The sequence below is a fragment of the Amycolatopsis sp. MEPSY49 genome (genome assembly GCF_051337345.1).
GTDB lineage: Bacteria > Actinomycetota > Actinomycetes > Mycobacteriales > Pseudonocardiaceae > Amycolatopsis.
In genome coordinates, this window is sequence record NZ_JBDLYJ010000017.1 from 147,861 (window position 1) to 160,683 (window position 12,823).

Annotated in this window: 10 protein-coding genes; 6 read left to right on the top strand and 4 right to left on the bottom strand. The window is 70.8% G+C overall.

The annotated features are described in order from the left end of the window. Nucleotides 1–139: 139 nt before the first annotated feature. Both ABFJ78_RS44545 and ABFJ78_RS44550 read left to right on the top strand, forming a co-directional pair. Nucleotides 140–1,549 (top strand): hypothetical protein, encoded by a 1,410-nt coding sequence (locus ABFJ78_RS44545; RefSeq protein WP_436393483.1) that lies wholly within the window; start codon nt 140–142, stop codon nt 1,547–1,549. Between the two features lie 87 nt (nt 1,550–1,636). Further along, on the top strand, nt 1,637–1,906 hold the full coding sequence (locus ABFJ78_RS44550; RefSeq protein ID WP_436393484.1) for a hypothetical protein: 270 nt from the start codon (nt 1,637–1,639) through the stop codon (nt 1,904–1,906). A gap of 45 nt (nt 1,907–1,951) precedes the next feature. Here ABFJ78_RS44550 and ABFJ78_RS44555 read toward each other — a convergent pair whose 3' ends face one another. From ABFJ78_RS44555 to ABFJ78_RS44570, 4 genes are all read right to left on the bottom strand, one after another. Beyond that, complete coding sequence (locus ABFJ78_RS44555; protein WP_436393485.1) at nt 1,952–3,487, bottom strand: DHA2 family efflux MFS transporter permease subunit; 1,536 nt, start codon at nt 3,485–3,487, stop codon at nt 1,952–1,954. Between the two features lie 67 nt (nt 3,488–3,554). Further along, nucleotides 3,555–4,823 (bottom strand): YeeE/YedE family protein, encoded by a 1,269-nt coding sequence (locus ABFJ78_RS44560; RefSeq protein ID WP_436393486.1) that lies wholly within the window; start codon nt 4,821–4,823, stop codon nt 3,555–3,557. 170 nt (nt 4,824–4,993) lie between these two features. After that, nucleotides 4,994–5,716 (bottom strand): LppU/SCO3897 family protein, encoded by a 723-nt coding sequence (locus ABFJ78_RS44565; RefSeq protein WP_436393496.1) that lies wholly within the window; start codon nt 5,714–5,716, stop codon nt 4,994–4,996. Nucleotides 5,717–5,910: 194 nt separating this feature from the next. Further along, nucleotides 5,911–6,744: a Bax inhibitor-1/YccA family protein gene (locus tag ABFJ78_RS44570; protein WP_436393487.1), complete on the bottom strand. Its 834-nt coding sequence runs from the start codon at nt 6,742–6,744 to the stop codon at nt 5,911–5,913. A 320-nt stretch (nt 6,745–7,064) separates the two neighbouring features. Between ABFJ78_RS44570 and ABFJ78_RS44575 the strand changes: the two genes are divergently transcribed. The 4 genes from ABFJ78_RS44575 to ABFJ78_RS44590 all read left to right on the top strand — a co-directional run bounded on the left by ABFJ78_RS44575 (nt 7,065) and on the right by ABFJ78_RS44590 (nt 12,738). Then, nucleotides 7,065–8,525 (top strand): MSCRAMM family protein, encoded by a 1,461-nt coding sequence (locus ABFJ78_RS44575; protein ID WP_436393488.1) that lies wholly within the window; start codon nt 7,065–7,067, stop codon nt 8,523–8,525. Between the two features lie 80 nt (nt 8,526–8,605). Then, on the top strand, nt 8,606–9,388 hold the full coding sequence (locus ABFJ78_RS44580) for a class F sortase (RefSeq protein WP_436393497.1): 783 nt from the start codon (nt 8,606–8,608) through the stop codon (nt 9,386–9,388). 101 nt (nt 9,389–9,489) lie between these two features. Next, nucleotides 9,490–11,484 carry an SDR family oxidoreductase gene (locus ABFJ78_RS44585; protein WP_436393489.1) on the top strand — a complete coding sequence of 665 codons (1,995 nt, stop codon included), beginning with the start codon at nt 9,490–9,492 and terminating at the stop codon, nt 11,482–11,484. A gap of 105 nt (nt 11,485–11,589) precedes the next feature. Then, entirely contained in the window at nt 11,590–12,738 is a 1,149-nt protein-coding gene (locus ABFJ78_RS44590) for a cell division protein DivIVA (protein ID WP_436393490.1), read from the top strand. Nucleotides 12,739–12,823 lie beyond the last annotated feature (85 nt).

The window sequence follows — 12,823 nt, forward strand, 5'->3', positions numbered from 1 at the left end:
ACCGGAGGTACTCGGTGGCGGCCTTTACGCGTTCCGACGGGGTAAACTCGAAATGGCTCCGCGACCCGCCTGACGTTCGGACACGCCGAACATCTCTGTCCGAGTTGACGTACGTGGTGTTCGGGCGGACCATACAAGTATGGGTGTTGCTTCGATCCTGCCTGCGCTGCTCTCCTCGGGAGCGGCGTCCGGTCTCGCCGAACTCGTAGCCGTCGCGAACAAGCGGCTGCGCCGGGACCAGGCGCCGCCTTCGTCGACGGTTCCGTCGGTGGCCGAGGCCAAGCAGCTCGTCACCCTCGCCGAGGAGATCCTCCAGCTGACCGTGACCGTCGAGCGGGCCCAGGGCGCATCCTGGGAGGCGATCGGCCGGACGCTCGGCATCACCCGCTCGACCGCGCACGGCCGGTTCTCCACGGACAGCACGGAGGACGCCGATCCGGCCGAACACGAACGAGAACTCGCCGGCAAGGTCGACGCACTCTTCGACATCGCCGAGAAGGCGAAGCGCCCGGTCACCAACAGCGCGGCCCACCTCGACCCCGCCGCCCGGCGCTCGTTGCTGAACAGCCTCGAACAGCTGGCGCACGATCCCAGGGCGACGCCGGACACCAAGGTACGCGCGGCGCAGCTGATCATCGGGCTCACGCCGGAGGTCGGCGAGAAGTCGTTGCGCGAACTGACGGAGTCGTACCGGCGCACCCGCCCTTCGGACGAGCCTGAAGTCCGCGTCACCAAGGGCTCGCCCTACACGCGCTTCATGGAGCAGCTGGCCACCGACAGCCGCATGGAAAGCTCGATGAGCGAGCAAGATGTCGACTTCCTGATCAGCAGCTACCGGACCGTTTTGGACCGACTTCCCCAGCACGCACCGATGTCACGCCGGGTACAGGGAAAACTGGCGTCGGCACTCATGGCTCGCTTCGCCCTGCGAGGCGACCGCAACAGCCTCGATGAGGCCATCAACCTGCTCCGCGCGATCCGCCACGAGGCCGACAGGGAGCACGATCGCCGCGACGCGCTGATTGCGCTGGCATCGGCTCTCTTAGACCGCTTCCGGATCACATCCGACCGCGCCGACCTGAGCCGGGCGCGGGAAATTCTCCTGTTCGAATTGGGGCCGAACTTCGACTCGCCGCTCTCAGAGGCCTTCCTCTGCTTCGTCACGTCACTGCAGAAGCTGGTCGCGATTACCGCCTCGGACAGCGACTGGTTCGAAACCGAACGAGCCTGCCACGAAGTGCTTTCGCGCCTGGAAGGGTCCTCGGACTCGCTCGAAACCGCTGCCCTGGTGGTTCGTCTCCGCCTCCAGTTGGCGTGCTTCCACCTCGAGCGGGGTGATGTCGAAACGGGCTGGGCCGACGCCCAGCGAGCCTTCTACAAGGCCGAGGATCGCCTGGTCGGGACCCACCCGCTCAAGAACCTCGCCCGTCAGCTCCAGGTCATGACCCTCCTCGAGCTGAACCGCGGCGGCGACGAGATCCCGGAAGTCCTGGGCGTACTCGACGCCCTGAGCCGCGACATCCGAGCACCCCGCGAGCCGAGGAGGTAACCACACGAGTCCCTCAGTGCGCCGCCGCCGGCCGGCCAAAGCAGAACGGCGGCGCACCAGTGTCCAACCTCGAAAGGATCGAACACCGTGAAGGATAAACCCCCTGGCCAGAGATGGCAGGCGTTCTTCGCCGCCGTGGTCGCCCACGGCCCGACCGGGGTCATCGTGCTGGCCCTGATCGTGGTGCTCGCGTGCGTCGTCACCGGTGTCCCCGCGCCGGTCATCTACGCGATCACCGTCCTCGTCGCGACAATGATCATCCTGATCGTCGTCGCGGACCTCGTCCTGCGGCGCCCCCGCGGAGGCGGGGACTCCGGCGAGGACGCGCCGAAACCGACGAAGCGGCAGAATCGCTAGTCCGCCTCACCCCGGGACGCCCGGGCGTCCCGGGGTGAGCTCGGTTCAGTGGACCATCACCGGCGGGGTCACCTCGTCGCCGTCTTCCGAGGGGGCCGGGGCGACCGGGCGGTTCTTCGGCAGGAACAGCGCCGGGATCACGCACAGCACCACCAGCACCAGCGACCACACGAACGTCGTCGAGAACGCCTCTGCCGCCAGCCCCGTCGCCGCCGAATGCGTCGACGGGTTCAGGATCGCCGCCGTCGCCGCCAGCTGGCCCTGGGCCGTCGGGACGCCGAACTTGCCCGCCAGCAGCGCCGCCAGGATCGTCGCCATCACCGCCGAACCGATCGCGCCCGCCGTCTGCTGGACGATGTTCGTCGCCGTCGAGGCGCGGGCCATGTCCTTCGGCTGCAGCGTCTGCAGGGCCGACGTCGTGATCGGCATCATCGTGCAGCCCATGCCCAGGCCCATCACGAACAGCGCCGACAGCAGCGTCCAGTACGGCGTCGTCGCCGTGACCTGGGTCAGCACCGCCATCGCGCCGACGATCAGCACCATGCCCGGCAGCACGATCTTGCGCGCCCCGACCTTGTCCGCCAGCCTGCCGGTGATCGGCATCATGATCATCGCCCCGAAGCCCTGCGGGGCCAGCAGCAGCCCGGCGTGCAGCGTCGTCTCACCGCGCACCAGCAGGAAGTACGTCGGCAGCAGCATCATCCCGCCGAGGAACGCGACGAAGAACAGCGACATCGTCACCATCGCCACCGTGAACGACCGGTTCTTGAACAGCCGCAGGTCCACCAGCGGGTTCGGCACGCGCAGCGCGCGCAGCACGAACGCCACCAGCAGCGCCAGCCCGGCCAGCGCCGGCAGCCACACCTCGACCGCGCCGACCCCGCCCGCCGACGGGATCTTCGAGACGCCGAAGATCAGCGCCGCCAGCCCCGGCGACACCATCAGCATGCCCAGGAAGTCGAACCGCGAAGCCGCCTCGGGCTCGTCCTTCGGCAGCAGCCGCCACGCGAGCAGCAGCGTGATGACGCCGATCGGGACGTTGATGAAGAAGATCCAGCGCCAGCTCACCGCGTCGACCAGCCAGCCGCCGAGGATCGGGCCGCCGATCGGGCCGAGCAGCATCGGCACGCCCAGCACCGCCATCACCCGGCCGAGCCGCTGCGGGCCGGCCGTGCGGGTCAGGATCGTCATGCCGCACGGCATCAGCATGCCGCCGCCGAAGCCCTGCAGGACGCGGAAGATGATCAGCGTTTCGATGTTCCAGGCCGCGCCCGCGAGCATCGAGCCCGCCAGGAACAGCACGATCGCGACCATGTAGAGCCGCTTGGTGCCGAAGCGGTCGGACGCCCAGCCGGTGACCGGGATGACGGTCGCGAGCGCCAGCAGGTAGCCGGTGGCGACCCATTGGATGACGTCGAACGACGTCGAGAACTCGATCGTCAGCTTCTGCAGCGCGACGTTGACGACCGTGGTGTCCAGGATCGCCATGATGGCGCCGAGGACGACCACGGACGCCACCTTGAGCACCCCGGCGTCGAGCGCGTCACCGTTCGGCGCCGAGCCGGTTCTTTGCGTAACCATAAGGAGATTTCCCCCAGTTTCGTCGATTCGTCCGCGACGATACCGGGGGCCTCCGACAAAAAACGCCTCAGCAGATGCTGTCGGTCGGCACGGGGTTCGCCAGCCCGAACAGCGGCCGCAGCTTCAGCCCCACCCACGTGCCGCCGAGCGCGAACACGCCCCACAGCCAGCCGTGCAGGCTGCCGGTCGAGATGCCGCCGAGGTAGGCGCCGATGTTGCAGCCGCCCGCCATCCGCGCGCCGATGCCCATCAGGACGCCGCCGAGGATCGCGGCCACCGCGGTGCGCCACGGGATCGAGCTGTGGATCTTCCACGCGCCCGCGGCCGCCGCGGCCACCGCCGCGCCGATCATGATCCCGATGTCGGTCAGGCTGTTCTTGTCCTTCCAGATCGGGCCGGCCAGCGACGTCGCGTTGGCCTTCTGCCGCCAGAACTCCCACGACTCCGGGTGCAGCCCGAACACCTGCAGGATCTTGGCGCCCCACAAGGAGAACGCGCTCGTGACGCCCCAGATCCCGCCGGACACCAGGAACACCGCGCCGGCCAGCACGCCCAGCACGACCGCGCCGACGAGGACCGGCCACGAGCCGCGGAAGACCCGCGCGAAGCCGTGCGCGGTCGGCACGACGTCCACCGGCGGCGGCGTGCGGCGGCGCTGCACCGCGCGGGTGACCAGCACGATCCCGGCGAGCACGGCGATCGTGATCGCCCACGAGCCGAACCAGCCGACGTGGTCGGCCAGCAGCACGCCGGGGAAGGCGGGCCAGCCGTTGAGCAGCGGGTACGCCCAGGTGTAGAGCACGGATCCGGTGATGAACCCGCCGAGCGTCAGCACGATCGTCGACTGGCCGGACCCGACCGCGAAGAGCGTGCCGGACGCGCACGCGCCGCCGAGCTGCATGCCGATCGCGAAGAGCGTCGCGCCGACGAAGAGGGCGAGCCCGAGCGGGCTGGCCGTCGGCGCCGGCTTGCTGCCGAACAGCCCGGCGCCGGTGCCCGCGATCAGCGCGATCAGCGTCGCGGCGGTGCCGAGCAGGAGCGTGTGGGCGCGCAGGCCCTGGCCGTTGCCGACGGCGATCAGCTGCCGCCACGCCGACGTGAAGCCGAACCGCGAGTGGAACAACGCGAGCCCGAGGCCCAGGCCGAGCAGGAGCAGGACGCCGAACTTGGCGCCCTGGCTCGCCCAGACGTACCAGGTCAGGCCGGCCGCGAGGACGCCCGCGACGGCGAGCGGGACCACGCGGACGGGTTCCTCCGGCTGGGGAACGGGCGCGGCGCAGGACGTGGGGAATTCGAGGAACTTCTTTTCACCGGCAGGGGATTCGGTCGTCGCCACCAGTACTCCAGGCTTGGGTGGGCGGAGCAGGACGATCAACGTTAGGTCCGGTGATCGCTTCGTCGCAGCCCGTCGCACACTGTGGGACGAACGGAGCAATCCGGGTACCCCTGAACGCGAAGAAGGCCTCCTCGCGAAGCACGCGAGGAGGCCTTTCGACGAGCCGGCAGCTAGTTCGTCTTGACGCACATCGTCGTCGCCGGCTGCGGGTAGATCGCGACGCGGGTGGCTTCGGTGCCCTCGCAGACGCTCTCGCTCGCCTGGCCTTCGACGACCTTCACGAGCTCGGCGTCCTTGGTCGGGTCGGTGCACGAGACCTTCTGGTAGCCCTTGGTCTGCGACGAGAAGTTCGCCAGGCAGTCGCCCTGCTTCGCGTTGATCATCAGGCACAGCTTGTACGAGCTGCGGCCGCTGACCGAGTAGGTGTCGTAGCCGGCGTCGGAGCCGCCGGGGCAGTCGTCGCTCGCCTTGTCGAGCTTCGCGGCGATCTTGACGTTGGCCTTCGGGTCGCCGCAGTCGGCCTTCGCCGGGTCGTCGCCGCCCCGGGTGAACTCGGTGATCGACAGGCAGTCACCGACGTTGGAGCTGGCCGGCGAGCTGTTGAACGACACGATCCCGACGATCACGGCGACGATCACGACGACGCCGATGACGCCGAACTTGATGATCGTGCCGGTCTTCGACTTCTTCGGCACCGGCGGCGCGGGCGGGAACTGGCCACCCTGGAACTGGCCGGGCTGGCCGGGCGGCGGCGGGTACTGGCCCGGCGGCGGGCCGTACTGGCCGGGCTGGCCCTGCGGCGGAGTGCCCGGCGCGGCGCCGAACTGGCCCTGCTGGCCGTACTGCTGCGGCTGACCGCCCGGAGGCGGCCCATAGGGATCGGGCTGACCCACCGGCTGCTGGCCCCCGGGGGCCGGAGGGGGAACGCTCACTGTGCACCTCACACATGTGAAATGAAGAACCGACCGGCACATCCAACACGCAGGGTGAGCGCGGGCCGCAACGGGGTCTCCGAATGCACGAATTACCCACAAAGAAGGCGCCCCGTTGATTACGGAGCGCCTCCATTGCGGAACAGTGAGCCAGGTTACTCGCGGAGGTACGACAGCAGCCGCAGGATCTCCAGGTACAGCCACACGAGCGTCGTCATCAGGCCGAACGCGGTGTACCAGGCCCACTTCGACGGCATGCCCTCGCGGATCATCCGGTCGGCCTGGTCGAAGTCGAGCAGGAAGCTGAACGCCGCGATGCCGATGCAGACGATGCTGAACACGATGGCGAGCGGGCCGCCGTCGCGCAGCGGGTTGAAGCCGAAGATCAGCGAGCTGATCAGGTTGAACAGCATCAGGATCGCGACGCCGACGACGGCCCCGACGATCCACTTGGTCAGCTTCGGCGTCACCTTGACCGCGCCGGTCTTGTAGACGACCAGCATGCCGATGAAGACACCCGCGGTGCCGATGATCGCCTGCAGCGCGATGCCCGGGTAGACGACCTCGAACACGCCGCTGAGCGCGCCGAGGAAGAGCCCTTCGGCCGCCGAGTAGACCAGCGTCAGCGGGCCGCTCGGCTTCTGCCGGAAGATGATCACGAGGGAGATGACGAGCCCGACGACGAGGCCGCCGAGCATGGCGCCGATCAGGGCGCCCGACAGCCTGCCGGTCTCGGCGAGCTGGCTCTGGGCCCAGATGCCGGTGACGATGCCGGCGAGCAGCGCGACGCCCAGGCTCATGCCGGTCTTGACGACGACGTCGTCGACCGTCATCGGGCGGTCGCCCTCACCGGACCGGGTTTGCCCGGGGCCGTACCCGGGCACGCCGCCCTGGGGCTGGTTGAAGCCCACCGGGGGCCCGTACTGGCCGTAAGTCTGCGTTCCGCCGTGCGGCAGGTTGCGGAACGCCGGGTTGCTACTGGAACGCACCTGATCCTCCTGGATCTGCTGCTTCGTGGATCGACGCTGCATCGGGTTCAACGACCGCCGGGAGCGAGCGGTTCCCGTCGAGTAAAGACGACTTTACTCGACGGCGGGCCCCTGGCCTCGGTGGACACCGTATGCGACGGAGATCACGACCGTTCGGCGACAGCCACCCGAAGAGCGGTAGACACCTCAACCCCTGACGAGTGACCCTCACCTGGCGTGCCCGGTTGCTCACCGTGCGCGCGTCGGGGACTTGATCAATCACGTGACCTGCGGAGACGCGGCGGCACCGCCACCGCGTCCGACGAAGGAGCCTGCACACCATGAGGTGGTCGACACGTCCCCGCGCGGGCGTCCGCGCACTCACCGGCCTGGTCGCCGCGGCCCTGCTGGGCGCGCTCTCCGTGACGGTCGCGGCCCCGGTAGCCCACGCCGCGAAGCAGGAGGGCATCGGCTACCGCACCGCGGAACCGCAGCCGATGAAACCGCTTCCGGCGACCGGCAACTGGCTGGGCTCCTACGTCGTCGGCGGGCAGCAGGTCTTCTGCGTCAGCTTCCAGCTCAAGGCGCCGGACTCCGACGAGAAGTACCGGCCGGGCGACGAGCTGCTGACGAAGTGGGGCACGAAGCTCCCGGCGGACCAGGCGGCGAACATCTCGTACCTGCTCCTGCGCTACGGCGACACGAAGAAGCCGGACGAGGCCGCCGCGCTCGCGCACCTGCTGCACTCCTGGACGGCGGCCCCGCGCACGCCCGCCGACCTCGACCCGGCGCTGACCTACGACAAGATCGGCTACGACGCGCCGTTCCACCTGCGGCAGCTGGCGGAGCACCCGGACGCCGTGGCGGCCGTCGAGCGGCTGCGGACCGAGGCCGAGGCCAACCGCGGCCCGTGGACGGCGTCGGTGACCACGCCGAAGGACCCGCAGTACCCCGGCGAGCCCGCCGAGTGGACGGTCACGGTGAAGAACGCCAAGGGCAAGGGCGTTCCCGGCGTCCCGGTGAAGCTGGTGGCGTCCGCCGCGACCCTCGGCGGGGAGCCCGCCGCGGGGAACGCGAGCCCGCAGGCCGCCGCGAAGGACGTCACCCTCGACACGGGCGCGGACGGGACCGTGAAGGTGAAGCTGACCCCGGCCGGCGAGCAGCCGAAGCTGGTGGCGTCGCTGTCCGCGCCGGCCGACCGGCCGTACGTGCGGGTGCCGGTCGACACGGACAAGCAGCGCGTCGTCTCGACCGGCGGCGAGCAGGAGCTGACCGCGCAGGGCGTGGTCAGCGTCGCGAAGCCGGGCAAGGTCCAGGTGGCCAAGACGGACGCGAACACGGGCAAGGGCGTCGGCGGCGCGGTCCTGCGGATCACGGGCAAGGACAAGGCGACGGCGGCGCTCGGCCAGGACGGCAAGCCGCTCACCGGCGCCGACGGCAAGCCGGCGGTGGTCACGACGGACGGGGCGACGGGCGGCGTGACGGTCGACGGCTTGCGCGCGCCGCAGGAGATCTGCGTCGTCGAGGCGAGCCCGCCGCCGGGTTACACGAACGCGTACGACCCGAAGAACCCGCCGTCGGCGTGCGGGACGGTCAAGCCGGGCGAGACGTTGGTGTTGACCGTGGTGAACAAGCCGAACGAGGTGCCACGCGCGATCCCGGCGGGTGACGCGCCGGTCGCGCAAGCGCGAGGCGCGGTCGAGACGAGCTACTCGGTGCCGGGCCTGGCCGGGCTCGGCGTGCTGGTGCTGCTGGGCGCCGGACTGGCCGCCTTCGCCGCGCGGCGGGCCTCGCGCAGGTAGGCGAGATGGCACGCACCAAGGGAGAAGGCTGGTCGGCGGACGACGACGGGACGCTGTACCGGCCCAGCGCGGCCCCGCCGATGACCAACCGGGACGCCCCCGGCTGGTCCGCGGACGACACCTGGGCCGGCTGGGGCGAACCAGATCCCGGCGGCGAGTGGACACCGCGGAAACCCCAGCGCGGCCGGCTGCTCGTCGGCTTCGCGTTCGGCGCGGCCACCGTCCTCGCCGTCCAGTTCGGTGGCACCGTGATCGCCTCGCCGCCGGTGGCCGTCGTCGCCGGGACCGCGCTGCCCGCCGCCGGTGCCGCCGCGCCGGCGGCCCGTCCGGCCACGCCCGCGCCACCGCCGCCCGCGCCGGCGACCACCAGCACCGCTCCCGCGGCCCCTGCCGCACAGGCGTCCGCCCCACCGCCGCCACCCCCGCAGCAACCCGGCACCGTCCGGCTCCCCTCCGGCGGCACCGCCTCCCTGGTCCGCAAGGACCTCGGCCCCGGCGGCGAACTCCCCGTCCCCACCGACCTCCGCCAAGCGACCTGGTGGGGCGCCGAACTGAACGCCGCCGGCGGGGCGAGCGTCTTCGCCGGGCACGTCAACTGGCGGGGCGCCACCGGCCCGTTCGCCGAGCTGTGGTCCGCGCGGATCGGCGGCGAAGTGACCATTGTGGACAGTGCGGGCCAGACCTGGCGCTACCGGATCTCCCAGCTGGTCACGGTGCACAAGGACGACCTGCCCGCGCGCGCCGACGACCTGTTCGGCCAGTCCGGCCCGCACCGCGTCGTGCTCGTGACGTGCGGCGGCCGCTGGGTCGGCGGCTCGGACGGCTACGAGGAGAACCGCGTCGTCGTCGCGGACCCGGCATAAGTTACCCGTGAGTAACTTCACGTCGCCGCAAGGTGGTCACTGACGGCCGTATGCAGCAGAATGCCCAGGGTCAGGCGACGGCGGTGAGAGGTGTGAAGACGATGGCGACGTTCTTGGTGACCGGGGCGACCGGACTGATCGGGCGCCAGTTCACCCGGCTGCTGCTCTCCCGCCCCGACGACGACCGCGTCGCGCTGCTGGTCCGCGCGTCGAGCAAGGCCAAGCTGGCCGCGCTGGTCGACCAGTGGCCGCACTCCGACCGCGTCACGCTCGTCACCGGCGACCTCGGCGAGCCGCTGCTCGGCGTGTCCGAAGCGGATCGCGAGCAGCTGCGCGGCAGCGTCGACCACGTCGTCCACCTGGCCGCGCTCTACGACCTCACCGCCGACGACGAAGCCAGCGTCAAGGCCAATGTGGACGGCACGCGCGCCGTCGTCGACCTCGCCGCCGACCTGCGCGCCGGCTGCCTGCACCACGTCTCCTCGGTGGCCGTCGCGGGCGACCACGAAGGCGTTTTCACCGAGGAGATGTTCGACGCCGGGCAGCGGCTCGTCACGCCGTACCACCGGACCAAGTTCGAGGCCGAGAAGATCGTCCGCGAGCAGGACAAGGTGGCGTGGCGCGTGTACCGGCCCGCCGTCGTCGTCGGCCACTCCGAGACCGGCGAAATGGACAAGATCGACGGCCCGTACTACCTCTTCCCCGCGATCAACCGGCTCGCCGGGCTGCCGGACGTGCTGCCGCTCGTCGGGCCGGACCTCGGCGACACCAACATCGTGCCGGTCGACTACGTCGCCAAGGCGCTGCTGGAGCTGGTCGTCAAGCCCGGGCTCGACGGCCACGCGTTCCACCTGGTCAACCCCGAGCCACAGCCGGTCGTCTCGGTCTACAACGCCTTCGCGAAGGCCGCGGGCGCGCCGACGATCACCGCGCAACTCGGTGAAGGCCTGTCGAAGCGGATCGTCGGGCTGGTCAAGCTGACCGAGCACATCCCCGGCGTCACCATCGCCCGCGACGCCGTCATGGAGCGCTTCGGCATCCCGCCGGTGCTGCTGGAGACGATGGCGTTCCCGTCGGTGTTCTCCTCGGCCGAGACGCGCAAGGCCCTGGCCGGCACCGTCGAGGTGCCGCGGCTGGAGGAGTACGCGCCGACGCTGTGGCGCTACTGGCGCGAGCACCTCGACCCGTTCCGCGCGCGCAAGCACGGCCCGCGCGGCGAACTGGACGGCCGCCGCGTGATCATCACCGGCGCGTCGTCGGGCATCGGGCGCGCGACGGCGCTGAAGGTCGCGGCCGCGGGCGGGGTCCCGCTGCTCGTCGCGCGCCGCCAGCACGAGCTGGAAGAGGTCCGCGACGAGATCGTCGCCGCCGGCGGCACCGCGTCGGTCTACCCGGCCGACCTCACCGACGAGGACTCGGTGCACAAGGCCGTCGACGCGATGCTGGCCGAGCACGGCCGGATCGACATGCTGGTCAACAACGCCGGCCGGTCGATCCGCCGGTCGATCAAGCTGTCGTACGACCGGATGCACGACTACGAGCGCGCGATGGCGATCAACTACTTCGGCGCGGTGCGGCTGATCCTCGCGGTGCTGCCGCACATGTCGGAGCGGAAGTTCGGGCACATCGTGAACGTGTCGTCGATCGGCGTCCAGGGCATCGCACCGCGCTTCTCGGCGTACGCGGCGTCGAAGGCGGCGCTGGACTACTTCTCGCGGATCGCGGCGACCGAGACGCACGGCGACGGGATCACGTTCACGACCATCCACATGCCGCTGGTGCGCACGCCGATGATCCGCCCGACGAAGATCTACGACGCGTTCCCGACGAAGTCGCCGGAGCAGGCCGCGGACATGGTGATGAAGGCGCTGGTCGAGCGGCCGAAGCACATCGGCACCCCGGCCGGGCAGGCGATCGGGCTGGCCTACACGCTCACGCCGGGACTCACCGACGCCATCGCGTACCAGGGTTTCCGGATCTTCCCGGATTCGACCGCGGCGGGCGGTTCGGGCGAACTCAAGATCGGGCGTGGCGAGAAACACCTCTCGCGCGCGGCGATGGCGCTGGCCCGGCTTTCGCGCGGGTTCCACTGGTAACCGAGGGTTTCCGGGGTGAGGCCGTTCCGGCGACACGGCGACACGTGTTGGTGATTCGTTAAGCCGGACGGCGGAAGCGGACGGTCCCCGGGTACGGTCGGGCGCATGGTTCCTGAGCGCGACCCCGCCGCAACCGCCCTCAACGGCCTCCTCCCCCTTCGCCGCGAGTACACCCAGGCTTGGCACGGCTTCGACCGCAACGAGGTCCGGCAGTACCTGGACCACGTCGAGGCGCAGCTGCGCCGCGTGCTCAGCGAGCGCGACGCCGCCGTGGCGCAGGCCGCCGCCGCGACCCGCGAGGCCGAGACGGTCCGGTCGCAGGTGGCGGCGCTCGAAGCGCGCATCGAGGAGCTGAAGAAGCCGCCGGAGCGGCTCGAGGACCTCGACGAGCGGATGCAGCGGACGGTCACGCTCGCGCAGGCCCGCGCGGACGAGATCATCAAGCGCGCCGAGGCCGCCGCGGAGAAGACGTGGGCGGGCTCGACCGAGGCGTCGACGAAGCTGCGTGAGCGGTACACGAAGCTGGTCGCGGAGCTGGACAAGCAGGCCGACCTGCTGCACTCGGAGCACGAGAACGCGCTCGCCGAGACGCGCGCCGAGGTGCAGCGGCTGACCGTCGAGGCGGCCCAGCGGCGCGAGCTGCTGGACAACGAGGCGGAGCGGAAGCGGCGGAAGATCGAGCGCGAGTTCGAGGCGTCGCTGGCGGCCCAGAAAGCGGCGCTCGAGAAGCACGTCGCCGACCAGCGCACGGCGAGCAAGAACCAGGCCGAGCGCCGGCTCGCGGAGGCGACGGCGGAGGCCAAGCGGCGGCTCGACGAGGCCACGGCGGAGGCCCGGCGCCGCCTCGACGAGGCGACCACCCAGGCGGCCCAGCGCACGACGGCGGCGAACCGCAAGGTCGAGCGCCTGGCCGAGATCCGCGAGCAGGCGCGCAAGAGCCTGGCGATGGCGGAGGACATCCTCAACCGCAGCGAGACGCAGCTGGCGACGCTGCCGGAGGAGGCGGTGATCCCGCAGGCGTCGAAGCTGGTGGGCGGCGACTCGGACTCCGCGACGACACCGTCGGCCCCGGTGGTGCCGGTGGTCCAGCCGTCGATCCCGGCCTCGGCTCCCAAGCCGGCGGCCTCGAAGCCGGCCGCTCAGGCGCCCAAGCCGGCGCCGAAGCCGGCCAACTCGAACGGCCCGGCGACCAAGCCGGCGAACGGGAACGGCGCCAAGCCGCTCTCCCCGGCGGCGAGCAAGCCGGGTTCCTGACCCAAGCGCCCCAATGGGGTTGTTTCATCGTGGTTTGTGCTGGTCAGGATGGGTTGACCTGGTCTGATAGTGCTCATCCCGGGCC

Coding starts and splice junctions, on each gene's coding strand:
- ABFJ78_RS44545 (WP_436393483.1), top strand. CDS start 140: ATGGGTGTTGCTTCGATCCTGCCTGCGCTGCTCTCCTCGGGAGCGGCG.
- ABFJ78_RS44555 (WP_436393485.1), bottom strand. CDS start 3,487: ATGGTTACGCAAAGAACCGGCTCGGCGCCGAACGGTGACGCGCTCGAC.
- ABFJ78_RS44575 (WP_436393488.1), top strand. CDS start 7,065: ATGAGGTGGTCGACACGTCCCCGCGCGGGCGTCCGCGCACTCACCGGC.
- ABFJ78_RS44580 (WP_436393497.1), top strand. CDS start 8,606: ATGACCAACCGGGACGCCCCCGGCTGGTCCGCGGACGACACCTGGGCC.
- ABFJ78_RS44585 (WP_436393489.1), top strand. CDS start 9,490: ATGGCGACGTTCTTGGTGACCGGGGCGACCGGACTGATCGGGCGCCAG.
- ABFJ78_RS44590 (WP_436393490.1), top strand. CDS start 11,590: ATGGTTCCTGAGCGCGACCCCGCCGCAACCGCCCTCAACGGCCTCCTC.